The organism is Paenibacillus taiwanensis DSM 18679 (assembly GCF_000425125.1).
GTDB classification, from domain to species: domain Bacteria; phylum Bacillota; class Bacilli; order Paenibacillales; family Paenibacillaceae; genus Paenibacillus_B; species Paenibacillus_B taiwanensis.
On the sequence record NZ_AULE01000023.1, the window covers coordinates 149,874 to 174,490 of the forward strand.

The window sequence follows — 24,617 nt, forward strand, 5'->3', positions numbered from 1 at the left end:
TAAAAAGGAGATTTAGCATGAACATACGCAAGTTAAATACAAACGAATTATATCCAATGGAATTGTTGCTGCTAGCAGATCCTTCGCGTGCTATTGTAGAGGAATATGTCCAGCGTGGCCATTGTTACATAGCAGAACAGAACACTGAACATAACAACAAGGACGTTGTCGGAGTGTACGTACTGTTGCCAACAAGACCGTCTACGGTAGAGCTTGTTAATGTGGCAGTTGCTGAAGAGCATCATGGTAAAGGCATCGGAAAATGTCTAGTGCGGCACGCCCTTGAGACGGCTAAATCATTAGGCTACAGCACGGTGGAGTTGGGAACTGGCAATTCGAGCATTGGTCAGCTTGCACTTTATCAGAAATGCGGGTTCCGCATTGTGGGCATCGATCACAATTTCTTCGTCCGGCATTATCCGGAGCCTATTTTCGAAAATGAAATCCAATGCAGGGATATGGTGCGTTTATCTCAAGACTTGTAAGAGGTGTACTAAATTAACGCTGCTGCTCAACAAATGAAGAAGAAGGCGCCCGAAACTTTTGTCGTTGTATCTTACTGCCAACGGTCGTGGTAAAATGAAGAACAAATGTTCTCCACTACACAACGATAGGTGATATCATGCCGAGCTTGATTTATATAGCTGTAAGAACGTTGGTTGAATATGTATATCGCAGCGGAAGCATTGATGCGGGCTTTCGGACGACAAGTACGCTGGCAGAAGGTACGAAAGCGCATCAGAAGATACAACGCAATTATGGGGAGCAAGATCAGAAGGAAGTACATTTATACACCGAGATTCCTTATGGTAAGTATTTGTTTGGCATCGAGGGGCGATGTGACGGCTTGCTTGTACAAGACGGTCAGTTGACCATAGATGAGATCAAATCTACTGCAAAGGATATCGGTCAGCTTACAGCAGATGCGTATCCTGTCCATTGGGCGCAGGCGAAGTGTTATGCCTTTATGTACGCAAAGGAGCATCAAGTAGATCGGATGCGGATTCAGTTGACCTATGTACAGGTAGATACGGAGCAGCAAAAGCACTTTGTTCAGGAAGCTACATATGGTGAATTGGAGCAGTGGATACAGGATATATTGGGGCAGTATGCACCTTATGCCGATTTACTGAATCAGCACAGATACAGCAGGAATAAAAGTATCGAGCAATTAACATTTCCGTTTAATACTTATCGGGCAGGCCAACGCAGGCTGGCAGGTGCTGTGTATCGTACGATTGAAGAAGGCGTATCGCTGTATGTCAGAGCACCTACCGGAATAGGCAAGACGATCTCGACGATATTTCCGGCTATTAAAGCAATAGGACAAGGGTTGCTTGAGCAGCTGTTTTATTTGACGGCCAAGACGATTACACGTACAGCGGCAGAGGATGCGTTTGCCCATTTGCGTACAAATGGCCTTGTGGTGCATAGTGTGACGCTGACGGCCAAGGAGAAAATATGTTTTCAAGCGGAGATGAGCTGTCGGAAGGAAGATTGTCCCTATGCAGATGGCTACTATGACCGATTAAATGCGGGTCTATTGGATATGCTCTCCCAAGAGACGTTGATGACACGCACGGTCATTGAACATTACGCACGAAAGCACCGTCTGTGCCCTTTTGAGCTGTCATTGGATGCTGCTTATGTGGCGGATGTGGTGATAGGGGATTACAATTATATTTTTGATCCGCGTATCTCTTTAAAGAGAATGTTGGCAGAACGCAGAAATGAAACTGCTTTGTTAGTGGATGAAGCCCACAACTTGGTTGATCGCGCCCGGGAAATGTTCTCGAGCACTTTAGTCAAGTCGGCTTTTCTTGCTTTACAAAGGGAGTTTAAGACGGTCAATGCAGAGATTTATCAGTCTGCCAAAGCGATTAATGACTATTTTGTGCGGTTTCGCAAGCTGAGTGACGAGAAATGTCGTGTAGAGAAAGAATTGCCGGAGGAATTAGTAACATTGGTAGCGGCTTTTGTCATACAGGCAGAGAGGCAGCTTGCATCATCTGGTAACGCAGATACGAGTCCGCTGCTGTTGGATACGTATTTTGCGTCACAAAGCTTTGTTCGAATCGGAAAGTTGTTTGATGAAAAATATGTTGCTTATGCCGAATTAGAGCGAAGCGAGGTACGGTTAAAGTTGTTTTGTCTGGACCCCTCTTATTTGCTCCATCAGATGGGGAAAGGATTTCGCGCGCATATTTACTTTTCGGCCACGTTGTCTCCAATCGCTTACTACAGGGATATGCTAGGAGCTGGCGAGGAGGACTATTCGTTGTCTCTTGCCACCCCATTTTCTGCGGAGCAGTTGGAAGTATCCGTACTTCCCGTGTCTACTCGTTATGCTGACAGGGAGCGAACAAAAGAGGGGATTACGCAGCAGCTTCACCAGTTGGTGGAGAGGCGGCAGGGCAACTATTTGTTCTTTTTCCCTTCCTATGCTTATATGAATCTCGTATATGAGATGTTTGCAGCAGAAAACCGTCCAGATGTGGATGTGATCGTGCAGCAGATGGATATGACGGAAGAGGAACGAGAGCAGTATTTGAGCGCGTTTCAGCCTGACAATGGCCGTACATTGGTTGGGTTTGCGGTGATGGGCGGCATATTCTCAGAAGGCATTGATCTGGTTGGAGATCGCTTGACTGGAGTCGTCGTCGTTGGCGTAGGGCTGCCACAGCTTGGGGTGGAGCGGGATATTTTGCGTCATTTTTTTAATGGGATGGGCAAGCACGGGTATGATTATGCTTATGTCTACCCTGGTATGAATAAGGTGCTTCAAGCCGGTGGCAGACTCATTCGATCGGAGCAGGATCGGGGGATGCTGATGCTGGTAGATGACCGATATTTGCAGGGGCACTATAGAAGCTTGTTGCCAGAGGAATGGCGTAATTACACCGTGTTACATGTAAGGAATTAGTATGATCGATTTAATATTTGATACCTTCCCATAATAATAAGGCTGAGCGGATAATCCACTCAGCCTTATTATTATGATTTTCAATTAAATTTTAATACTCCTCGGGATTAGGATCCGTTTGGTTACCGCCATTAGACGTTTCTGAACTATTCCCGCCAGAAGAATCTGCCGTATCGTATCCGTTCACTTCAAATGTAATAATTTTATCGAAGAAAACATAGTCCTTTCGATTTTTAAACGGACCTTTATTATTATTGTGTTTATCGATAGCATACATTACGGAACCTTTACCGGTTGCGCGCACTTCATACCATGTAATGAATGCATTTACTTCTGCCATGGAAAGATCATACTCTTTCTCAATGCTGTTATTCAACACAAGACGAAGAATAGCACGATTGCCCGCTTGTTCCTCTCCACCTGGGCCAGGAGGGGTTACAACCTCCGTTTTAGGCGTTGCGGAAGCTTCATTTGAATTTCCGCTTTCTCCTGCAGTATTTACAGCAGTGACGACATAGTAATAAGTGGTTCCGTTGGATACAGCCGTATCTAAATAGCTATAGGTACTTCCGGTAACCGTTGCAATTGTTGTGTATGGTCCACCTGCTGTTGTGCTACGTTTAAGATTATAACTACCTGCATTGCTGACGACATTCCAATTTAGAACGACTTTGCTATCTCCTGCTTTAGCTGTCAGGTGGAGTGGTGCCGGTACTGGCTGTTCAATTGCTTTACCGAAAACGTTCCATTCCGTAATTTTCATAGCAGAATTAGCTTTTAATACTACCATTTTTACCTTTTCTACTTTATTTGGCAGTGTTTCTAATTTGTCATTTTCGACAGGGTGGTGAGAGTACACCAAGTTGTTTTTATCATCATAAAATTCCATGGTAGCTTTAATGTCAGTTGAATTTAATATAGAGGAAGTAACCTCTACTGGATTATTAAAAGAGTACCAAGCAAGCGTTCCGATGCTAGCATTAAGATACTGGCCTGAAGTTGTATTGTTATCTGTCATCTCGCGCGTCATAAGTAGCGATTTAGCCACATCTTTTCCTACATTTAAAGCAAGTCCATCTAATAATCCACCTGTATATTTGGTGGCATCTGGCTTAATGCTGCGTTCAGGAGAGTTTGTGCTTTCTCCTGCCTCATTTAAAGAGGATACAACATAATAATAAGTAGTACCATTAGTTACTGACTTATCGTAGTATGAAGTACCTGACAGCCCGGATACTAGTGGGGCATATGGTCCGCTTTTGGATGTGGCGCGTTTCACGTTATATGTTTTTGCCCCAGTATCAGCCCACTCTAGATAAACGATTTTGTCCCCGCCATGTATCCAGCTAATAGTAGTTGGATTGGGTGCTACGGATGGAGATGAGAATACATTCCACTCATCAACACGACCGTTAGAGTCGAGTTTGAGAACGACAGAGGAAACGTCTTTCATAATTTTTGGAAGTGACTGCATACCATCGATACTTAGTGATTTATAAGTGTCAATCAATCCGTTTTCTTTATTATAAAATTCGATGGTTGCTTTTGGGACGGAAGTGCTCAGGATGACAGACGATATATCAACCGGATCAGCAAAGGAATGCCATGTCATAGATCCAAGCTGTTGATTCATGTACTGATATGTATTTGCATTGTTATCGGTGATCTCACGAGCTTTACGTAATGGTTGTTTTACATCATGACCGACACTTAAAGCAATCCCGTCCAACAATCCACCCGTATACTTTGTTGCATCTGGTTTAATACTGCGTTCAGGAGAATTAGGACTTTCTCCAGCTTCGTTTACAGCAGATACTACATAAAAATAAGAAATGCCATTTGTAGGGACCTTCTCGGTATAAGAAGTACCAGATACTGAACCTACAGTAGTGAATGGACCACCAGAGGAAGTATGACGTTTCACGTTGTAAGATTTTGCCCCAGTGTTATCCCACTCTAGGTACACGCTCTTATCTCCGCCTTGTATCCAATTAATAGTTGTTGGGTTTGGTGCAACAGATGGGCTGGAAAATACATTCCACTCATATACAGCTGTGTAAGAATCCCCCTTAAGGACGACCATTGATACATTTTCAGCAACTTTGGGAAGTGTTTCAATACCGTTAATGTTTAGTGTTTTGTAGGAATCTATAAACTTGTTATTGGCATCGAAAAATTCTATAACGGCACTTTTGTTGCCGTACATCATGACAGATGTAATGTTTTGTGGTGAAGCAAAGGTGTGCCAAGCTAATTGTGATCTAAGGTATCCTATGGTAGTTGGGTCACCATCTGTCATTTGAGTCATATCGTTAATGGAAGGTTGTCCGACCTTAGCGCCAATCTGAATCGGAACATTGTCTAAGAGACCATCTGTATATTTACTTGGTGCAGCTTGAACAGAAGCTATCGAAATAAAAGTAAACAGGGTAACAAAAAATAAGGATAAACTAAATTTCTTCACTTGATTTCCTCCAATAATGGTAATTAAAATAATCCCAATTAATTATTTTTTTTCATTAAATTTGATTAAATTCTTATATAAGATTTATATGGGATAATAATGAATTCTTAACTAAAATATCACGCAATTTAATTTATGTCTAAACATTTAATGGCATTAATGTTTTTATTATTCAACCAGATACTTACATATCTTGCGATTAAGGAAAGGTTTTGTCCCTGATATGTTGGAAGAAGTGCGAGTTAGTAGTTAGTATTTATTACTGACTCTGTCCCCTTTATACAAGGACCACTCAGCCTCTGCAAACACAAGCAAAGAGTGCCCTTGTATAAAGGGTACATTCCAGTAGAAGGAACTCAGGGATAAAACGTCAGAGCTGAAACGTAAAAGTGAGGCGATGCAGTTTCACTCTTGATGTTTCTATCTTCGCCGTGCGCGTCGAGCTCTGACGATCTTGATGCTGGATAACTGCTTTGCTGTGAGTGGTTGGGCATAAGCGGGGCTGCTCTGTCGCTTGCCTTTTACACGTCCGGTTAAACGTGCTGGTCTGGCTACGAGCACATTAAATGCTTGAGCAAACCAGTTAAAAGGATAGCTGATGGAGCGCAGACCGTTAGAAGTGGAAGCATAATTGACGGCGGCAGCAAAGTTGTCATTGTCTCGCAGCCATACAGAACCCGAATCGCCTGGCAAAGATACAGCAGAGCTGCCTAGTACGACTGTTTGATTGCGGAACAATATAGTGCCTAGCCCGCCGTAGCTGCCGTAATCCACATTAAAGTCTGAATTTACGGATTCAACCGTGCCTCTGACAAAGCCTGTTGTGCGGCCTGACTTCTTGAAACGTTCACCAACGCGATAGGTTAGCAAGTGGCCAGGTATGACACCGACACCTGCATAACGGGGATCTAGGAGGCTATTGCTCAGCGGAATGGAGGTGGCTGCATCGAGGAAGTTGGCGGCGTTTCGCTGTAGTTGTATAAACCGTTCGAGTCGCCCTATCCGATCCGTGACAGAATTTCCGCCGTCTGCGGCTCCTGGCTGAATCGTTTCGGTGTATCCCGCAGTATTGTTGCGATTGAGCACGTGGTTGTTGCTGCAAATTAGCAGTTGGTTTCGCTGCGGATTGTTAATCACGATCAGGCCAGCTGTTCCGGACACACCGCCGGAACCTGGAATACTCGGGTACCCGACACTGTAGCCGGCGGGTACGGGGCGGACGCGATCGCGTAATTGACTGATCGCAGCTTTGTTGGCTTTGATGTGACCCGACACGATAACTCGTATAGGTACAGAAACGGATGAACCTCCACTGCCAGTCGTTACGGCACTAGGTATGGAAAGCTTCGCTGCGGCGGATGCTTTCGCCGTATACACAATGACACTTGCACCCTTACTTGGCTTAGTAGGATTCGCATAACCCACACCGATGCCTACAATTCCTTTTTTCTTAAGATAAGCCGGTGCCAAACGTGTTTTGGCTTTATAGGCTTCATGAAAGCTGGCCATAGGTTCCCTCTTTTCGTTGAAATTCCATCCTATTTTATGCGATGTCATTAGGCGAGGGACTAGGCGTTTTGACTAATTTGGGGATACCCGTCTACAGAAGCCCGATACAAGCGTATTATACTTGGCTTTTAGAGAAAGGTAATTAATGAACAAAGAAAGAGACACCCGTCCAAATGGTGTCCCGTTAAGAAATGATAGTTTATTTGACCCACTGAACCACTTGTTTAATTGCTTGACGAGTTTTAGGGCGGGGATCACTGACACGATAACCGAAGGCGACCATACAAGAAACCCCGAATTCATCTCCTATAATGATTCCTTCTTCTCTTAAAATGGCTTCCACCTTCTCCTTGTCAAATCCTTCAATAGGACAAGAATCAATGCCAATCTGTGCAGCCGCAGTCATCATGTTTCCGAGTGCGATGTACGTCTGCCTACATGCCCATTCAAACATAGCTCTGTCGTTCCCGAGCAGCTTAAAATCGTCTTGCAGGAAGTTATGATACATGCTGCCCTTAGATTGCACCGCTTCAGGAGGTAGCTGTTGAATATCGGTCATCATCTTTTGGATATGAGTTGATTGAGCAGCCATGTAAGGGGCTGTTCGTGCTAATAGAATGACGAAGTGACTCGATGTGGGAAGTTGGCGTTGCGCCCCCCAGGTCACTGTTTTTAATTGATCGCGGAGGTCGTTGTTTTGTACTACAACGAATTTCCAAGGCTCAAAGCCAAAGGAGCTTGGGGATAATCGTCCCGTCTCCAAAATAAAATCAAAATCGTCCGCATTGATTTTCCGCTGCTCATCAAACTGCTTGCAAGCGTGTCTAAAGCGATAAGCTTCTAAAATTTGTTCTTTCGTATTCATCGGTTTCCCTCCACGATATTATTTACAACAATAGTTCTCATAATGGAGTATAACGTGTATAGTTACTTTTAGTAAGTACGCACAATTTTGATATGTAGTATCAATTTATATACTTCAGGAGGTACTATATGGCTAAAGAACGTAACGGCTTAAATCAGGAAGTGGCAGGATGTCCGGTGGAATTGACATTGGATGTTATTGGTGGAAAGTGGAAAGGGGTATTGCTGTATCATCTGATCGACGGTGAGAAACGATTTAATGAATTTCGTCGGATCTGCCCTAATATTACACAACGAATGCTGACACTTCAACTCCGAGAGCTTGAAGCGGACGGCATTATTCATCGAGAAGTATACCACCAGGTTCCCCCGAAGGTGGAATATTCCTTAACGCAGCTTGGTCGAACGTTGGTGCCCATCATTCTACTAATGCGAGATTGGGGCAAACAAAATAGAGATATTTATTTATAATAGCTTAGAGCAGCATACTAAAGCGGACCTGTGTGAGGAAATAGGGAGCGATTGTGGCGCAGACTTATTAACTTTTGTGTAAGGAATGTAATAATATAGTGTGTTTAAAATTATGAATAAAGGATGAACTTGTGAAGCGAACGTATCCGTTTTGCTTCTTCTTTTTTCTGGAACCAAACCGTTCATTTCATTATTTATGGTATGCTAGTGCAAAGGTCACATAACAACAACTTTACACATAATAGCTTATATATAAAGGACGGGTTGAGGCATGTCGACAGCGGGTTGTGCAGTAGAGGGTGTAGGTGCTCATTTATGGTAATAGCGGATATTGCTTCTTATTTGACAGAAGAACATTTGACGGCATTTATGGAAACGTTCCGTTCCTTTGGACCGCTCCCCGGCATTTTGCTGACATTTATGAAATCATTTATCCCCCCACTCCCGACGATGATTATCGTAGGTGTGAACGCTGCTGTATACGGATTGTGGCTGGGATTTCTTTATTCCTGGATTGGCATTGTAAGTGGATGTTTGGTTACCTTTCTAATCATACGTAAACTAGCAGGGCATCGGTACGTGGAACGCTGGTCACAAAAGCCCAAAGTACAGAAAGCGATGCTGTGGGTACGTCACAATGCTTTTAGTTATGTGTTTTTACTAAGTATTTTCCCAGTAGGACCGTTTGTAATTATTAATATGGTAGCTGCGATCGCGCAGATGCGGCTCCGCTCATACTTGATTGCGATTGTATTCGGGAAAGCATTGATGGTATTCTCTGTTTCGATTATTGGACACGATCTGGAAAGATTTGTTTACCATCCGATAGAGCTTATATACGTTGTATTATTTGTAGGCATATCGTTATTTATTAGCAAAAAGATTGAAGCTCGTTTTACTAAAGCTACAACCAAACATCAGGAGGCAAAGTCGGCTGTAGCCGAGCAACGCCAATCCATATAATGGGTGGTGGGATGCCGACCTTCTGAGTGCCATTAGATTTATATGAAGCAGCCCGGAGAGTAGATGTACTTGCTCCCCGGGCTATTTGCTGTCTGCGGAGCTTCAGCTTGGTTTCCTGTATCAGGATTTGAAGAGCGGAGAGAAACATAAAAAACATCACATTTGACGTAATGTATGTAAGATAATATTACATTTGTTCTGCGCTTATTTGATTTGAATAGCGTTATTAAAGGTTTTTACTTAATAAATTCAACAAATAAAACGTGTTAAGGTTAAAAAATAATAAATTCAAAAATTGATGTTATATATATTGACATTAATAAGGTGTGTCTTTAAAATACTAAGAAAATGAATTAAGCATGTTATAAAACATGACATTATGAATGGTTTTGCTTCTAGTTGTGAACAAATGCAAGAAATATAACATCATATTAGATTGCGAAAGGACTGGTCAGGATGGAGTTAGGAACTAGCGCAATATGGACAATGTTGGGGGCAATATTGGTGTTATTTATGCAGTGCGGGTTCATTATGCTGGAAGCGGGTTCTACACAAATGAAAAATGCGGGTCATATTGCAGGTAAAACCGTCTTTTCAGTAGGAATTGTGTCGCTGGTATTTTGGGCGGTGGGTTATGCCTTTATTTTTGGTACACATGGGGGCCCCATAATAGGCTGGGGAGATTTCTTTGCGTTTGATATGAAAGATGTGCCAGATGGGAGCGTGGTGGCACCGACAGTTATGTTTATGTTCCAATTAGCTTTTGCTGCCATCTCAATGTCCGTTGCTTGGGGAGGCTTTGCGGAAAGGGCGAAGCTTTCTGTATATCTGATCTTTGCTGTAATTTTCTCTGCTATTATTTATCCAGTTATTGCGCATTGGATATGGGGTGGCGGCTGGCTTGCCGAGCATGGGAAGCAAGACTATGCGGGCTCAACTGTCGTGCACTTAACAGGGGCAATGGCAGCATTAGCCGCAACTATATTACTGAAGCCGCGTCTCGGCAAATATCATCCATCTGGTAAGCCTAATGAGATTCCAGGGCATAATCAGGTGTTTACGACCTTGGGTGTCATGCTGTTGTGGATCGGTTGGTTTGGTTTTAATGCAGGCAGTACGATTACGGCTGGGGATGGCAGCTTTTTCGGATTTATAGCTGTGAATACGCAGTTGGGCGCGGCAGCTGGAGCTGCTGCTGCTCTGTTGATCTCTTGGGTGCTCATGGGCAAAGCTGATATCCCTACTATGCTTAATGGAGCTTTAGCGGGGCTTGTTGCGATCACTGCCTCATGTGCTTTTGTGGAGTCGTGGGCAGCTATCGTCATCGGTCTAGTTGCAGGGTTACTCGTATACGGCAGTATGCGAATGTTTGACAAGTTAGGCATTGATGACCCAATCTACGCCTTGTCCGTTCACGGGATGGCTGGCGTATGGGGGACCTTATCCAATGGTCTGTTTGCTACACCTGAGCTGGTGGATCAAGTAGGTGTAGGCAAGCCAGGCTTGTTCTATGGCGGTGGACTGGAGCAATTGGGAGTTCAGGCAATGGGTGTTGCGGTATGTGCCGCATTTGCTTTCACAGCGTCGTATGTTGTCCTTGCTATTATGAAGTCAGTGATGGGTCTTCGGGTTACAGAGGAAGAAGAACTGGTTGGACTGGATATGAGCGAACATGGCTCTTATGGCTATCCAGAGCAGATGAAAGGTGTAACTACTCATCGTTAAAATAAATGAGGTTATATTATATATTTCCAAATCATTATGCACGTTCTATTTACAGGACGGGGATGTCGGTGAAGTCTGGCGATATCCCGTCTTTTTTTGTTCCAATGACACATATTGATATACGGTTAAATTAGAGGGCAAAGAATGTGTTAGGACATTGAATGTATTATCGAAAAATACAACTAATTTCATTTCCTCTTTTGCGAAATTTGTATAGCTATTATCGTGGATAACTGGATAGACATAGTTAAAGCCAAGATATTGAGAACATCTTGATCCGTAGATCCACCAATAACGATCATGATTAAGTTGAATATAATAAATGAGACAAGCAGCGATGCCAGTAGTACAATAATGGTTACTTTCCCTAATGCACCTCTAAATGACTGGCGAGCCTTTGTAGGAACTGCTATTAAGCAAGATTGCTATTTAGAAACGGTACTTTAGTAGGTTTAGCTTTGCTTGGATTATGGTGTAATACTAAACATATTTATCAAATCATGCCTTATTTTTTCATGTTTACTGCTATTTTTATCTGAAGTATTTTTACGTTCAGATAAAGATTCTCCTTCCACATTTAGATTAAATACCCCATTCTGCATGTTTATGATGCTATAGTTACCTGAAGTATTTTTTGCAAGTGTCACAAGGTATTTCGTATCTTTTTTCATTTCAATATAATGATCTGTTGTGATTTTTCTTTGCCCATCTATGCGCTGTATGTATGCAACGGGTTCAATAACAGGGAGGGGAGAATTTAAATCCCATTCCCCTTTTAGTATTTTTTCAACCTTTATATCCGTCACTGTGTAGAAGTCCTGAATTGCACCTGAGGTGTAATTCTTTACAACATGCTCGCGATCTTTAAACTCATGAATAGGAGTGCCGATTAGAATGAGTTCCGCGCTGTTCGTTAATTCAATTGCAGTGTCATGTGAAATGTAGGATGCTTGAGTATTAATTTCTCCGCGATACACATTATATACAAAAAAATAATATAAAGTAAAACACGTGAACAAGGACAATGTACTCACGACAATTTTATTTTTAATAGACATATGATCCCCCTTTTTTAATTGCAATTCCACCAACTTAGCGCTTAAGTGACCCACTTTGCATGGAACTATGGTGTAGATTAACAGGGATGATAGGGATAAATGGGGAGGCAAAGACTGGGTAATGCAGTGTTAAATAAATAGCTATTTCTAATCTTACAACAAATTATTAGAACAGAGCCAGTCCGCCTATGGACGATGAGGCGCATATGCGTTACGTGATGATATGAGCGTAGGCATTCTATCCAATTCAAAGGGACGTAGGTTAATAGGCCTGATTCAAATACGCCGCTCTCAACTCTATTGAAGCAGAATAGAAACATTTAACAGTTAGAAACGTAACAAAAGAGTGTGAAAATTCCGGTGTTTAAAGGAACGGTGTGTAAATGAGAAAATTAGCGTTGCTTACGATGACGGCAGTTGTGTTGCTGTGTACCCTTTTTAGTGTACCTTCATACGCGGAGCTTAACGTTGATGCCGCAGACAGTAAGGTCAATTCTGAGCTTGATTCAACTGTAATGGATCAGGTAAAAGCAGCTGTGAAGCAAGTCGCACCAGACAATAACATAAAACCTGACATCCATGTGATCGTAGAGGATCGTGACGGAATTAAATTGGAGGGGGAGCTGTCTCAGCCAGCCGCAAAGTTCAGTATATTTTATGACAAAAAGAAGCAGAGGGTCAATCATACATCGGTCTATTATCAGATTCAACAACAAGAGATGGTGTTAGACGATGCCTTGCAGAACAAGATAACTAACTTTAAAAAGACGTTTGAGGATAAAAAGTATCCTTTTAAGTTTGACTCGTTCTGGCGGATAAAATCCCCTTATCAGGATAACGAGCCGAGAAACTACTGGGTATTCTGGGGTGTTGATCAGGCGCTAGAGATCGACCTTGATAAAGGGAATCGGATTACCGCTCACCAAAGCTTTTCTTTAAAGCAAATCGATGCAAAGCTGTTGGCAAAAGCAACAAAAGCGATTAACCAGTTAAATTACTCCGATAAAATCGATATTACATACGTGTCGCGAATGAGAAATGAGCAAGATGGAAGCTTTTTCTGGTATTTTTATGATCGATACGAACATAATTACATTAAGATAGGTGTCTTGACGAATAAGGTTTGGGAAGCAGAGGCAACGAATATAGATTGGTTTGATGAAAAAGACTTTGCGAAGTCGTTTGCGAAGCCGAAATATAGTCCAACTAAGGCGATTTCAATTGCAAGTGTTTCTGTTAAAGCACTATTTAATGTAAATCTAACAGGTTATAAAGTGAAAGTGAAGTTAAACGAATATACGTTTACACGAGACAAACAGGCTACAATAATCGGAAAAATAAACAAGAAGGGCCAGTTTTATTCTTTAAAAATGATACCGTCTGCTGGAGCTTTAATACAATAATAAAGAAGCAGCCATCCTATCACAGGATGGCTGCTTTGTCTTATAGAGGTGTTATTTGCATAACTACACTTGTACTCTCGATCTTACAAGTAACCCCAAATCATTGTAAACAATGTGCCAAAGATCGTAACCAGACCAACAAACAACGCATAAGCGATATTGGTATAGTTCGAAGCTTTGTTCGACTTGTCTTCATCAATGTGCATAAACATAAACAACTGAACAGCTGCTTGAATGGCAGCACAGATGAGTAGAATCGTAATTGCTGTCGTAAAGGACATATCCCAGACGATGACCGCTAGTGCGACTACAGAAAGGATGAGAGAGAAGACGTATCCCATCACATGACGAATCGGGAATAGTTGTTTCATGTCACATCAATCCTTTCAAGTATACAAAGCTGAAGATAAAGATCCAGACAACGTCAAGGAAGTGCCAGTACAGCGAGAAAATAAACGATTTGTTCGCTGTATCGTGTGTAAAGCCTTCACGTTGGGTCTGAATCATAATACCCGAACCCCACAACAGACCCATTGTAACGTGGGCACCGTGCGTACCTAGCAAGACAAACAAGCTAGACAAGAACGCTGACGTTTGCAAAGTCGCGCCTTCGTGAACATAAGTGACGAATTCATAGATTTCGATTCCTAAGAAACCGAGACCTAGCAGCAACGTGATGGCCATAAACGTCATAAACGGCTTCTTCATACCTAAGCGCATAGCATGGATAGCTAGACCACACGTAAAGCTGCTCGTTAAGAGCAAGAACGTTTCCAGCAATACAGGCTTGATCTGGAATATTTCCGCAGCCGAAGGGCCAGTGCCCGAACGGGTCCAAAGCGTAAAGTAAACGGCAAACAGAGTCGAGAAGAGCACGATCTCCGCGCCGAGGAAGATCCAGAAACCAAATATGCGGTTACTGTTCTCTTCCGTCTGATATTCTAGCGGCAGCGTTTTATCGATCTTCATGCTTTATCACCCCGCAGTTGTTGTTCCGTCTTGTTGATTTCCTTCACCGATATATGACGACCATGATCACGTTCAAAGGAACGGACAGCAAGCATAACCACAATCGCGATACCGGAAATGATAGCTGGTGTCCACCAACTGAATATCATAAAGAATCCGAAGAAGAAGAAAATAACACCAAGTACGAATGGCTGCCCATTGTTGTTAGGCATATGAATCTCTTCAATCTTATCTTCAAATAAAGGTTGTTTGTCTTTTTTCCAGAACCAGAATGCATCCAAGCTTTTCACATTTGGTGTGACTGCAAAGTTGTATTCAGGAACAGGACTGTGTGTTGCCCACTCAAGTGTACGTGCATCCCACGGATCGCTTGTTGTATCGCGTGGCTCGTATCTGAAACTCCAGTAGATGCTGTATACGAGTACTGCAAATCCGATAGCAAGTCCGATGGAGCCAATCGTTGCAAGCAAGTTAAGCGGCCCGAATCCTGTACTTGCAGAATACGTGTACATACGGCGTGTCATCCCTTTTAGTCCCAAGAAGAATAACGGCAAGAATGTCACGTTAAAGCAAATTGCGATCAACCAGAATGCAAGCTTACCAAGACGCTCGTTCAGGCGGAAGCCGAACAATTTAGGGAACCAGTAGTACATACCTGCGATAACTGCAAATACAGTACCTGGAATCAATACGTAATGGAAGTGAGCAACCAGGAACATCGTGTTATGGTACTGATAATCGGCACTCGCCATAGCAAGCATAACGCCGGTTACGCCACCGATCGTAAAGATCGGAATAAAGGCGAGAGAATAAAGCATTGGTGTTGTAAACTGTATCCTACCCTTATGGAGGGTGAAGAGCCAGTTGAATATTTTAACCCCTGTCGGAATGGCGATTGCCATCGTCGTAACGGAGAAGAATCCGTTAACCATCGCACCGTGTCCCATCGTATAGAAGTGATGCGCCCATACGAGGAAGGATAAAAGTGAAATTGCGACCATACTGATAACCATCGATTTGTAGCCATACAAATTTTTGCGTGAGAATGTAGAAATAATTTCACTGTAAATACCGAAAGCAGGTAATACAACGATATATACTTCAGGATGTCCCCATACCCAGAACAGGTTGGCCCAGAGCATATCCATACCGCCGTTCGCCATCGTAAAGAATTGCGCACCGAACATCCGGTCGAACATCATTAACGCAAGTGCAACTGTCAAGACAGGGAATGCAAATACGATAATGACACATGTAATTAATACGGACCATGTAAACATAGGCATACGCATCAATTTCATGCCAGGAGCACGCATTTTGAGAATCGTAACGATAAAGTTAACACCTGTCATTAACGTACCGATACCTGCAATCTGCAAGGCAATTGAGTAGAAGTTATTCCCTACGGTTGGGCTAAGCTCAAGACTTGCAAGTGGGAAGTAAGCCGTCCAACCTGCATCTGGAGATCCGCCGATAACAAAAGAGATGTTAAACAGCATGGCTCCGGAGAAGAAGAGCCAGAAGCTTACCGCGTTCAGACGTGGGAACGCTACGTCGCGTGCACCAATCTGGAGCGGAATAACAACGTTCATCAAACCGATAATAAATGGCATTGCCATAAATAAGATCATAATGATGCCGTGAGTCGTAAATACTTCATTATAGTGCTGCGCGTCTAAGAACTTCATGTCTGGCCCTGCGAGCTGCGTACGCATCATGAGTGCGTCTACACCGCCGCGGAACAGCATGACAAGCGCGGATAAAATATACATGATACCGATTTTCTTGTGATCGACAGTAGTCAGCCACTCGCGCCAAAGATAGCCCCACTTCTTAAAGTAGGTTAAGCCTACGAGGATGGCAAGCGATACAAGCACGATGCTGGCCATAGCGCCATAGATCATCGGTTCGCCGGTAACGAAAAATTCGTCCCATTTCATACTGAGTTGACTCCTTTCTGTTTCTTTCTAGTTGCCGTGCTGAGCATGGTCATTTTCTTTGTTGTCCATGTCCATTTCGGAATGGTCCATTTTCGAGTGATCCATATTGTCCATCTTAGAGTGATCCATCTTCGAATGGTCCATTTCCTTGTCTGCTTCGTTATGGGAGTCAGCATCAGAAGATCCGTGGTTATGTCCACCATTAGCGCCCTCTGGTGCTGGTCTGAATGTTAAATGAGTAGACGAATAAGATTTGCGGCCGAGATGATCGGCTTCAAGCAAGCTGTCAAACTCAGCTTCTGTTAATGCCGGAGCGGTCTGCTTCACTTCATTGACCCAGTCCGTATAGCCTTTAGGTGACATCGCTAGCACTTCAAAGTCCATGTGGGCAAAGCCTTTACCCGAGAAGTTCGAGTTCTTGCCGACAAAGGAACCTTCATGCTCTGCAACAAGGTTTAACTTCGTAACCATGTCACTCATGGCGTACTTCTGCCCGCCAAGTTGTGGTACCCAGAAGCTCGTAATCGGTCCGAAAGAGTACAGACGGAATTGAACAGGGCGGTTAGTCGGGATGTTGACATAGTTAACGGTCTCGACGCCCTCTTCCGGATAGCTGAAGTGCCATTTCCAGTCGGAAGAAGAAGCATAAATAATTAATGGCTTCTGATCTTCATAGCCTACTGGTGTTGTTTCTACTGCATTAGTCGAACGAATCGTTACGACTGACAGAATAACAACGATGATGACGGGAATAATCGTCCAAGTGATTTCCATCCATTTGCTGCCCTCTTCATGTGGCGGTTCATAGTCTGGAGCTGCTTTGGATGCGCGATACTTCGTCAACATGTAGATGTACAGTACATAGACGACCAACAATACGACTGCCATGACGATCATGGAGAAGATGATGACGTCCGATTGGGTCTTGGCTACAGGGCCTTTTGGATTCAGAACCGCAAGTGAATCACAGCCGGTCAGCAGCACAAGAAGAGCTGTAAATACGGTGAGTAACAACCCTTTCTTTTTCATTAACGTACCCCTTTCTCTGTGGTGAACTATATATTAAGAATTGTTGGGATAATCCAATCTGCGACCATGGTCTATCTTATTGAAGTAACACCATAAAAACAAACCAAAGAGAAAACCATAATTGACAGCAAAAACCAGATATGGTGGCAATATTTGAGCGTCGCATGCTTGAATTTGCTTGAAATGTGAGGAATATCACTGAATTTGGCCGAAAACAGGCGTTTTCAAAATTTGTACACAATTGTTGAATTAGCGATAGAATTTGCAATATTGTCACAAATTAGTGCCAGATTGTGCTTAAGTTCACTTAATTTTGGCCGCATTTATTCTAGGAATACAGATTGGTTACCATTATGTAAACATTTCTAGGACGTATGGAGTAGATGTCTCGGTGAACAAACCTTGAACATTATGTGTTCAAAAAGTGAAAACAGCCTTAACCGATGTTAAGACTGTCTCTAATCAGCACTATTATACGTTAATTCTCATTATTTACGTTTTGTTCCATCTACCGTGTATCGATCCGTAATATGACGCCCGCCGCCTGCCTTCTCGGAGTACTTAATTTCGTTGCGCATGGAGTCGTATTCATAGCCATCCTGAAGAAAAAGATGCTTCACTTCAAGCTTGAATTTGATCGCACATTCAGGGCATAAGTAGCCGCGTTGAATGGTCTTGTCACAGAAATAACATTCGTAATGCAAGTTAGGATAATCCTGTACGTATAATTTACCTTCGTTAATGAATCGAATGATTTTGCCCGCGGGCACTTCAGTCGCTTCGCTCAGTTCTTGAATGGTGCTGTCGCGATACTTTTTGAGGTAGGCTGCACAGCGATCTAACTCGGACCGAATAAAAGCAAAGCAGTCGGGGCAGTACACAGAATAATATTTTTGAAAAATTTTGCCGCACCGTTTGCAATTGTCCACATTTATAGTCATGAAAGACACCTCGATGATGTAAAAGTAATTAAGTGATAAATTAGTAGGACATTGTGCTTATATAGTATACCTTTTTATAGGAAAAAAGGGGTGTTTGGTTTCAGTTTGCTGCTTTCGTTATAATAAAGAAGGAGATTCAAGCTGCTGTTATGCAGGTCTCTTATAACTATTATCGGAATTGGAGGCGAGAGTATGTTAGTGGTAACGAATACGATTCGAATTAAATCCGGGTTTGGCAAGCAGGTGGCGGAACGGTTTGCTGCGGCAAAAGGGGTTCAGCAAATGCCGGGCTTCGTACGGCTGGAAGTATGGCTTGGCGAAGGCAAAGAAGGCGAAGAGGAACTGAAGGTCTGTACCCTGTGGGAGGACGAGGAATCGTTTAAAGGTTGGACTTCAAGCGAAGCTTTCCGTCAAGCACACCGTGGATCAGGTGACAGTAAAGAGTACATGCTGGGCGCCTCGTTAAATAAATATGAAGTCGTCGTCAGTCAGGATACACCTTAGTTTTTACATAGAACGATTAGGATTAGGAGGATATACAGATGGAGTTAACTAATAAAGCAGCTATTATTACGGGTGCGGGTAAAGGAATCGGTAAAGCTATCGCAGTAGCGTTGGCAAAGGAAGGTACTCATCTAGGTCTAATTGCCCGTACTGCATCTGATCTGGAAGCACTTCGCTCGGAATTGACCGAACAGTACGGTATTCGTGTGAGTGTGGCAACTGCGGATATTTCCGTACAGGAAGAGGCGGAACGCGCAGTAGCTTCTTTGATTACGGAATTAGGTACAGTAGATATACTGATCAACAATGCGGGTGTGGCCAAGTTTGGCACATTGGTTGATATGGACCCGTTGGAGTGGGAGCGTATTATCCGAATCAATTTGATGGGAACTTACTACGTAACACGTGCGGCTCTGCCAACGATGATTGCCAACAATGTAGGTAATGTCATAAACGTTGCTTCTACAGCAGGTGAGCGCGGCTTTGCAACAGGCTCGGCGTATAATGCCTCGAAGTTTGCAGTGATGGGGATGACGGAAGCGTTAATGCAAGAGGTGCGCAAGTTTAATATTCGTGTGGTGGCTTTAACACCTAGCACGGTAAATACGGACTTGGCTCGTGATGCCGGATTAAAGACGGATGATGGCGATAGCATCATGCAGCCGGAAGATGTGGCGGAACTGGCGTTAGCTACCTTAAAGCTGCCACAGCGTGTATTTGTGAAGACCGCAGGTATTTGGTCGACAAATCCGCAGTAAGAATAGTTAGGACCATAGTCCTTATACGGTCGTTGCGAGTGAGCGTCCAGAGCTGCAGGATGGAAAAAGTGGCGTAATTGCTGAGAAGCTTTGATCATACAACCGGTTCGTTTGGAGCAGCAGAGGCTGATGTATGGACTGTACTGTACCCCCAAGGAGGACACTTTGAGAAAAGGGAGCCTTTTGGGGGTTATTTGTATGCTCATTTCTTCATGGCGAATGTACACTTAGCGGCGTAATTTTTCAAACAGATGAAATCCATTTTTTATACCCCTATGTGTATATCCAAGACTGCTGTAAAAGGTAAATAACCGCATATTTTGTTCGATACAATCCAGTCGAATCTGGTGCTTGCCCGTAAATGTAATGCCGTTCTCTACCCACTTCATCACAGAAGAGCCAAGCTCTGACCCTGCATAGTCCCGGTTAATGGCTAGACGGTGTACATATATAGATGAATCGTGGCCTTCATCTCCCCATAGATCGATGTCCCACGGGCTTGGTTGTTGCAAGAGCATCACCATTGCAGCAAGCGTACTTCCCTCATGGAATACAAATACATCTCCACGAATGATAGCTTTGCTAGTGCCATGCACGTCCTCACCACTGAGCAAAGAATTCCACTGTGTAGAACCTTGGCTGTGCAGCCATTGCGCGGTCTTAGTGAGCAGGTTCATTACGTCGGCAGTATCCGCCTCAGTCGCTTGGCGGACTTGTACGCGGTCTAATATGCTGTGCTGTTGCAAGGTGTAATGTGTCATCTGAACCTCCCATTTTACATGTTACTTTAGTTATATCGAATGTAAAATCACTTGGCAAGTTACAGGACACCCGCAGGGGAGAAGTTAACTAAATCTCAATATGATAGAGGACAAAGACCTTGAAACAGCTACCTTTTGCAGTCGATAAAATAACGTTTGTTAATTTAGTTAGTGTTCACTTATCATAGGCGTATGAAGAAAAGAGTACATATTGATAGTAAAAAAATGGACATCGCACAGGCGGCTATGCGTTTATTTGCTGCTAAGGGGATTGACGGCTATGTGAACCAACAAGGAACCTTTATCGATCGTTACCACAAGATGATTGATCATCTTTTGAGCGCACTTATCTGCGGTGCTTATTATAGTATCGTTTACTAGAATGGCTGTTAGTGCTGTGCAGGCAGCACTTGGATTTTGCTCTCATTTGAACTGAAGTGATTTCATCAATCATCATTTTTACAGGATAAATTGGAGAAAATAAGCTATTATCATATGTAGCAATAATCATTACAGTACGATTTATTGAAGGGGTATGAATGTGACATTAGGACGTTTTATGCAGCTAGTTGAAATCAAAACAAAAGCGGCCAGCATGATTCCATTTGCTATCGGGTCGTTGTATGCAGTTTACCGTTTCCACGAGTTTCAGTGGCTGCATTTTGTGCTTATGTTTGTGTCGCTGCTCAGCTTTGACATGGCGACAACAGCTATTAACAACTACATCGACTATAAGAAAGCCGTCAAGACACAGGGCTATGGTTATGAAGAGCACAACGCCATTGTTAAGTATGGAATCAGGGAATGGACAGTAGTAGGCATTATTTTTGTCTTGTTAGGAACGGCAGGGGTAACGGGATTTATTTTGTTTTTACATACCAACTTAGTTGTGTTGCTTTTGGGCGGATTATCTTTTCTTGTCGGTATATTGTATTCCTTCGGTCCTATTCCGATTTCGCGGATGCCGCTAGGTGAGATTTTCTCAGGGTTGTTTATGGGGTTTGTAATTATTTTTATTTCCACATACGTTCATGTTGGACAAGAGCAGCTGGTTTCCTTGCTTTATGATAACGGCTGGGTTCATGTTCACATCAACATACTGGAAGTGCTGCTTGTGTTCTTTATTTCTTCCCCTGCCATTATGGGGATCGCTAACATTATGCTGGCAAACAATATTAGTGATATGGAAGATGATATCGAAAACAGACGATATACACTTCCCGTTTATATCGGCAAGCTTAATGCACTAAGATTGTTCCGTTATGCGTACTGGGCAGCGTACTTGGATCTTATCGTATTGTGGGCTTTAGGTGTCCACCCTGCCATTTTGTTGTTGGTACTACTAACTTACATACCAGTTAGCCGCAACATAAAGCTTTTTGAAGCTAAGCAAACGAAGAAGGATACGTTTATTTTGTCGGTAAGAAATTTTATGATCACAAACGCAGCACGTATTGCAGCATGGGGGACAGCTATTTTGTTGTCTCAATGGTAGCGATAACGTAGCCGTATATAGTGGCTGACACCCTCCATTAATCCTGTGAAACGAAAGGCTTTCAAGGAAGGTGGAGGTTGTTTGTGGTTGAGTTGTTGAAGGTGGTGAACAAATTTAATTTACATATATATGAAAAAGTGATATCATAAAGATATCAAAAATATAAACTTGTTTTTAGGGAGTGATGACCGTGTTCAAAGAAGAGAAATGCTCTAGCTTGAATGGTTTTGCTGCTCTATTGCTTATTGCCGCTATGGCTGCTGCGGGAGTGTACCTGATCGTGTTAGAGACTACGGTGACTATTGCGGCCGGAATTGTAGTGTCCAGCTTGGCCGCTATTCTGCTCACTGGCTTGACAATCGTACAGCCTAATCAGGCTCACGTAGTGACGTTTTTTGGGCGCTATTTAGGTGTCATTCGAGAAAGCGGCTTTTATATGATTATTCCGTTCTCCAGTCGTAAGCGGATATCGCTCCGCGTACGTAACTTTAACAGCGTCAAGCTTAAGGTGAACGATGTGGATGGCAATCCAATTGAGATTGCAGCGGTTATCGTATTTTCCGTCATCGATTCCGCCAAAGCCTTGTTCGAGGTAGATGAATATGAGAAGTTCGTCGAAATCCAGAGCGAGACGGCCCTTCGACATGTAGCGAGTAAATACCCGTATGATTCGGTGGAAGCCGGGGTGTTTTCTTTACGTGGCAATACAGAGGAGATCGCAGCGGAGCTTAGCGACGAGCTTCAAAATCGCTTGGCAATTGCGGGCGTGAAAGTAATAGAGTCTCGCCTGACACATCTTGCGTACTCGACGGAGATTGCGAGTGCCATGCTTCAACGTCAGCAAGCAGCAGCTATCATTGCTGCACGCGAAAAAATTGTGGATGGCGCAGTTACGATGGTTCAGCTTGCCATTGAACGGTTGCAAGCTGATGGCATCGTTGAACTTGATGATGAACGTAAAGCAGCTATGATTAATAACTTACTCGTTGCCGTAGTTTCTGATCGCTCTGCCCAGCCGGTCATTAACACGGGTACGATCTATTAACGTGAAGCAGGCCGATTAATGGCCAGTAAGAAGAAGAACTTTCCGCTCCGTCTTGATCCAAGCGTGTATGAGGCTTTGGAACGCTGGGCATCTGATGAATTCCGAAGCGTAAATGGGCACATGGAGTTTTTGTTGAGGGAGGCGCTTCGAGAAGCAGGAAGACTTCCGTCTACTCGTCGCCGTACGTCCCCTGAGGCGGGTTCAAAGCCGATACTACCACAAGGGGATTCAACGACAAGCGCCGAAGACTAGTCTTGTGCTGCACATTATCATTGCATTCAGTGGAATGTGGTAACACGCCGACAACTGTTCTACAACCGATATAAGCCCCCTTGTTATCCTGTATCAGGAGGCAAGGGGGCTTATATAATGCTGTCTCATCCGGCTAATTAAGCTTGCATCAAGTCACATTAGCCGACATTAGCGCATGAGTTGGGTATTATACCCAACCGCGTGCCTGCATTGCTACGGTAACACGATGAAGGGAAATCATGTAAGCTGCCGTGCGAAGATTAGTTTCGTACTCTTTTGCCATTTTACGGACGGCATCGTACGATTTCACCATATTCGCTTCAAGCTTTTCTAGTACCTCTTCTTCAGACCAGTAGTAGTTCATCAAGTTTTGTACCCATTCAAAGTATGAAACGGTAACGCCTCCGGCGTTAGCCAAAATGTCAGGAATAACGATACAGCCTTTAGCGTCCAGAATTTCATCTGCTTCAGGTGTAGTAGGACCGTTAGCTGCCTCGGCAATAATACGGGCTTTTACGTTGGCTGCGTTTTCTTTTGTAATAACATTTTCAAGTGCAGCAGGTACCAAAATGTCTACTTCAAGCTCTAGCAATTGCTCGTTGCTGATCGCATACTGAGCGCCGTAGTCCGCAAGCTTTGCCGTGTCCTTTAACTCCTCGACGCGGGTGATGTCCAGACCAGCCGGATCATAGATGCCGCCTCGGGAATCGCTTACAGCTACAATGGTTGCCCCAAGGTCATGCAGTAATCGGGCAGCGATGCGACCCGCGTTGCCGTAGCCTTGAACCGCTACTCTAGCTTGTTCCATTGGAAGGTCAATATCTTTTAAAGCGGATTGAATCGCGTATACACAGCCTTGTGCGGTAGCTTCGCCGCGTCCTTGGGAACCGCCAATAATAATCGGTTTGCCTGTGATGACGCCTGGAGCATTGTGGCCGCGCAGCTTGCTGTACGTATCCATCATCCACCCCATAATTTGTGGTGTTGTATATACGTCAGGTGCAGGGATGTCGCGTTCTGGTCCTACAATGTCAGCGATCGCTTCCATAAATGCACGGCTTAAGCGTTCCAACTCACCGATGCTTAATTCGCGTGGATCACAGATAACGCCGCCTTTACCGCCACCGTAAGGCAATCCAACCACGCCACATTTAAAGGTCATCCACATCGATAAAGCTTTAACTTCATCAAGTGTAACTCCTGGGTGGAAGCGAATTCCGCCTTTTGTGGGTCCGATTGCGTCGTTATGCTGGGAGCGGTAGCCGTCAAAGATACGAACACTTCCATCATCCATCTTAACAGGGAAGCTGACCGATAATACGCGTTTCGGTTTCTTTAGCAGTTCCGTAACATGTGAGGGAAGCTGCAATTTAGCGGCTGCTGTGTCGACTTGGCGTTGCGCAATCAAGTAAGGATTTAACTCTTCTTGCTGAGTAGAATGACTCATCATTAATCACCAATCCTTTTTCTGTTAATCTCGCTTTTTAAAGTATTATAAAGGTTAGGATGTAAAGTTGAAATAAAAAATATATAGATCTAGTGA

23 protein-coding genes are annotated in these 24,617 nt (G+C 43.5%); 12 read left to right on the forward strand and 11 right to left on the reverse strand.

What is annotated here, in order from left to right; translation table 11 throughout:
- Positions 1-17: 17 nt before the first annotated feature.
- Positions 18-485 carry a GNAT family N-acetyltransferase gene (locus H509_RS0102915; RefSeq protein ID WP_028543748.1) on the forward strand — a complete coding sequence of 156 codons (468 nt, stop codon included), beginning with the start codon at positions 18-20 and terminating at the stop codon, positions 483-485.
- A 137-nt stretch (positions 486-622) separates the two neighbouring features.
- On the forward strand, positions 623-2,923 hold the full coding sequence (locus H509_RS0102920) for an ATP-dependent DNA helicase (protein ID WP_028543749.1): 2,301 nt from the start codon (positions 623-625) through the stop codon (positions 2,921-2,923).
- A 91-nt stretch (positions 2,924-3,014) separates the two neighbouring features.
- Here the strand turns inward: H509_RS0102920 and H509_RS24085 are convergent, their stop codons facing one another.
- From H509_RS24085 to H509_RS0102935, 3 genes are all read right to left on the reverse strand, one after another.
- Positions 3,015-5,387 (reverse strand): fibronectin type III domain-containing protein, encoded by a 2,373-nt coding sequence (locus tag H509_RS24085; protein WP_157277420.1) that lies wholly within the window; start codon positions 5,385-5,387, stop codon positions 3,015-3,017.
- Positions 5,388-5,807: 420 nt separating this feature from the next.
- Positions 5,808-6,896 carry a chymotrypsin family serine protease gene (locus H509_RS0102930; RefSeq protein WP_028543750.1) on the reverse strand — a complete coding sequence of 363 codons (1,089 nt, stop codon included), beginning with the start codon at positions 6,894-6,896 and terminating at the stop codon, positions 5,808-5,810.
- A 199-nt stretch (positions 6,897-7,095) separates the two neighbouring features.
- Positions 7,096-7,761: an NAD(P)H-dependent oxidoreductase gene (locus tag H509_RS0102935; RefSeq protein ID WP_028543751.1), complete on the reverse strand. Its 666-nt coding sequence runs from the start codon at positions 7,759-7,761 to the stop codon at positions 7,096-7,098.
- Between the two features lie 128 nt (positions 7,762-7,889).
- Here H509_RS0102935 and H509_RS24090 point away from each other — a divergent pair, with 128 nt between their 5' ends.
- From H509_RS24090 to H509_RS0102950, 3 genes are all read left to right on the forward strand, one after another.
- Positions 7,890-8,231, forward strand: coding sequence for a winged helix-turn-helix transcriptional regulator (locus tag H509_RS24090; RefSeq protein WP_051286777.1), 342 nt, complete (start codon positions 7,890-7,892; stop codon positions 8,229-8,231).
- 315 nt (positions 8,232-8,546) lie between these two features.
- Entirely contained in the window at positions 8,547-9,194 is a 648-nt protein-coding gene (locus tag H509_RS0102945) for a TVP38/TMEM64 family protein (RefSeq protein WP_028543752.1), read from the forward strand.
- A 456-nt stretch (positions 9,195-9,650) separates the two neighbouring features.
- Positions 9,651-10,919 carry an ammonium transporter gene (locus H509_RS0102950; RefSeq protein ID WP_028543753.1) on the forward strand — a complete coding sequence of 423 codons (1,269 nt, stop codon included), beginning with the start codon at positions 9,651-9,653 and terminating at the stop codon, positions 10,917-10,919.
- A gap of 467 nt (positions 10,920-11,386) precedes the next feature.
- On the opposite strand, the gene H509_RS24095 is transcribed toward H509_RS0102950, so the two are convergent.
- Complete coding sequence (locus H509_RS24095; RefSeq protein ID WP_051286778.1) at positions 11,387-11,977, reverse strand: hypothetical protein; 591 nt, start codon at positions 11,975-11,977, stop codon at positions 11,387-11,389.
- Positions 11,978-12,360: 383 nt separating this feature from the next.
- On the opposite strand from H509_RS24095, the gene H509_RS24100 reads away from it, so the two are divergent.
- Positions 12,361-13,380, forward strand: a complete 1,020-nt coding sequence (locus H509_RS24100; RefSeq protein ID WP_051286779.1) for a hypothetical protein — start codon at positions 12,361-12,363, stop codon at positions 13,378-13,380.
- A gap of 83 nt (positions 13,381-13,463) precedes the next feature.
- Here H509_RS24100 and qoxD read toward each other — a convergent pair whose 3' ends face one another.
- The 5 genes from qoxD to H509_RS26595 all read right to left on the reverse strand — a co-directional run bounded on the left by qoxD (position 13,464) and on the right by H509_RS26595 (position 18,259).
- Complete coding sequence (qoxD, locus tag H509_RS0102965) at positions 13,464-13,751, reverse strand: cytochrome aa3 quinol oxidase subunit IV (protein WP_028543754.1); 288 nt, start codon at positions 13,749-13,751, stop codon at positions 13,464-13,466.
- A 1-nt stretch (position 13,752) separates the two neighbouring features.
- Positions 13,753-14,349: a cytochrome aa3 quinol oxidase subunit III gene (gene qoxC / locus H509_RS0102970; RefSeq protein ID WP_028543755.1), complete on the reverse strand. Its 597-nt coding sequence runs from the start codon at positions 14,347-14,349 to the stop codon at positions 13,753-13,755.
- Positions 14,346-16,289 (reverse strand): cytochrome aa3 quinol oxidase subunit I, encoded by a 1,944-nt coding sequence (gene qoxB / locus H509_RS0102975; RefSeq protein WP_028543756.1) that lies wholly within the window; start codon positions 16,287-16,289, stop codon positions 14,346-14,348. Before qoxB ends, qoxC begins: the two co-directional genes overlap by 4 nt.
- A gap of 27 nt (positions 16,290-16,316) precedes the next feature.
- Positions 16,317-17,318: a cytochrome aa3 quinol oxidase subunit II gene (gene qoxA, locus H509_RS0102980; protein WP_028543757.1), complete on the reverse strand. Its 1,002-nt coding sequence runs from the start codon at positions 17,316-17,318 to the stop codon at positions 16,317-16,319.
- 488 nt (positions 17,319-17,806) lie between these two features.
- On the reverse strand, positions 17,807-18,259 hold the full coding sequence (locus tag H509_RS26595; RefSeq protein WP_051286780.1) for a hypothetical protein: 453 nt from the start codon (positions 18,257-18,259) through the stop codon (positions 17,807-17,809).
- A 192-nt stretch (positions 18,260-18,451) separates the two neighbouring features.
- Between H509_RS26595 and H509_RS0102990 the strand changes: the two genes are divergently transcribed.
- Positions 18,452-18,763: an antibiotic biosynthesis monooxygenase gene (locus H509_RS0102990; RefSeq protein WP_028543758.1), complete on the forward strand. Its 312-nt coding sequence runs from the start codon at positions 18,452-18,454 to the stop codon at positions 18,761-18,763.
- Between the two features lie 38 nt (positions 18,764-18,801).
- Complete coding sequence (locus tag H509_RS0102995) at positions 18,802-19,521, forward strand: 3-ketoacyl-ACP reductase (RefSeq protein ID WP_028543759.1); 720 nt, start codon at positions 18,802-18,804, stop codon at positions 19,519-19,521.
- Positions 19,522-19,748: 227 nt separating this feature from the next.
- On the opposite strand, the gene H509_RS0103000 is transcribed toward H509_RS0102995, so the two are convergent.
- Entirely contained in the window at positions 19,749-20,282 is a 534-nt protein-coding gene (locus tag H509_RS0103000) for a GNAT family N-acetyltransferase (RefSeq protein WP_028543760.1), read from the reverse strand.
- A 192-nt stretch (positions 20,283-20,474) separates the two neighbouring features.
- On the opposite strand from H509_RS0103000, the gene H509_RS28120 reads away from it, so the two are divergent.
- The 4 genes from H509_RS28120 (at position 20,475) to H509_RS24110 (ending at position 23,074) form a co-directional block, all read left to right on the forward strand.
- Positions 20,475-20,663, forward strand: a complete 189-nt coding sequence (locus H509_RS28120; protein ID WP_211234301.1) for a hypothetical protein — start codon at positions 20,475-20,477, stop codon at positions 20,661-20,663.
- A gap of 160 nt (positions 20,664-20,823) precedes the next feature.
- Positions 20,824-21,777 (forward strand): 1,4-dihydroxy-2-naphthoate polyprenyltransferase, encoded by a 954-nt coding sequence (locus H509_RS0103010; RefSeq protein ID WP_028543761.1) that lies wholly within the window; start codon positions 20,824-20,826, stop codon positions 21,775-21,777.
- Between the two features lie 190 nt (positions 21,778-21,967).
- Positions 21,968-22,822, forward strand: coding sequence for an SPFH domain-containing protein (locus H509_RS0103015; protein ID WP_028543762.1), 855 nt, complete (start codon positions 21,968-21,970; stop codon positions 22,820-22,822).
- Positions 22,823-22,840: 18 nt separating this feature from the next.
- Positions 22,841-23,074, forward strand: coding sequence for a type II toxin-antitoxin system antitoxin (locus H509_RS24110; protein ID WP_036695966.1), 234 nt, complete (start codon positions 22,841-22,843; stop codon positions 23,072-23,074).
- Between the two features lie 187 nt (positions 23,075-23,261).
- Here the strand turns inward: H509_RS24110 and H509_RS0103025 are convergent, their stop codons facing one another.
- Positions 23,262-24,521, reverse strand: coding sequence for a Glu/Leu/Phe/Val family dehydrogenase (locus H509_RS0103025; protein WP_028543763.1), 1,260 nt, complete (start codon positions 24,519-24,521; stop codon positions 23,262-23,264).
- Positions 24,522-24,617: the final 96 nt, after the last annotated feature.